The sequence below is a fragment of the Streptomyces sp. NPDC101166 genome (assembly GCF_044768125.1).
Taxonomy (GTDB): domain Bacteria; phylum Actinomycetota; class Actinomycetes; order Streptomycetales; family Streptomycetaceae; genus Streptomyces.
This window is the reverse complement of sequence record NZ_JBIWPF010000364.1, coordinates 1-1,040: the sequence shown is the minus strand read 5'-3', so window position 1 is coordinate 1,040 and position 1,040 is coordinate 1. Positions and strand designations below refer to the sequence as shown.

General features: G+C 69.3%; 1 protein-coding gene. It reads right to left on the bottom strand.

The genetic code is table 11. The features are described 5' to 3' along the window. Positions 1-10 precede the first annotated feature (10 nt). Entirely contained in the window at positions 11-847 is an 837-nt protein-coding gene (locus tag ACIRS4_RS39135) for an SDR family NAD(P)-dependent oxidoreductase (protein WP_404205189.1), read from the bottom strand. Between the last annotated feature and the right edge of the window lie 193 nt (positions 848-1,040).

Genomic DNA, 1,040 nt, shown 5'->3' with positions numbered 1-1,040 from the left:
TCGGCCGCCGCTACTTCTTCTTGCTGATGCCCGAGACCAGGGCGAAGAGGGTGTCCAGCACCGGGGTCGGGGTCAGGGCGGTAGCGACCACCTGGACCTTTCCGGCGAGGCCGGGGATGTAGCGGGCGCTCGGTCGCTTTGCGGTGAGCGCCTTTTCGACCTCCTTGACCACCGACTCGACCGGCGCGGCGATCTTGGGGACCTGCTGGGACATCCGGCGCAGGCCCGCGAGGTGCGCGGCGTAGAGGGTGCGCTGGTCATCGGTGAGGTGGGCGGTGGTGGAGTCGACCATATCGGTCGCGCCGAACCAGAGGTCGGTGGCGATCGGGCCGGGCTCGATCAGCGAGGTGCGGATTCCCCAGGGGCGCAGCTCCACTCGCAGGGCGTCGACCAGGCCCTCGAGCGCGAACTTGGACGCGTTGTACGCGCCGGTGCCCGGTGTGGAGATGCGGCCGGACAGCGAGGAGATGAAGACCACCCGGCCCCGGGTGGCGCGCAGGCGCGGGAGGACGGCCTGGGTGACGGCGACCGCGCCGAAGACATTGACCTCGAACTGGTTTCGGAGTTCCTCCTGGGTGAGCAGCTCCACGGGGCCGTCGACGACCACGCCCGCGTTGTTGACCACGGCGGTGAGGTCGGCGGGCAGCGCCGCGTCGAGGGCCGCGATCTGGTCGGGGTCGGTGACGTCCAGGACGACAGGGGTGATGGCGGGATTCGCGGCGGTCAGGGCCTCGCCGTCGGAGAGCTTGCGGACGCCCGCGTAGACCTGCCAGCCCCGCTGCGCCATCCGCAGGCAGATGGCTTTTCCGATACCGCGGGCCGCTCCGGTGACCAACACAGAATTCATGTGGTCAGCCTAATTCCGTCATGCCACGATGTGGCGATGGGGAATGTCCTGATTGTCGGAGACCTGCACGGGAACACCGAGCACGCGCTGAAGCTGGTGCAGGTCGCGGCACACCGTGACTGCGCGAAGCTGTTCGCGGTCGGCGACTTCGGGGCCTGGGAGCACACGCCCGCCGGACGGCGGTACTTCGACG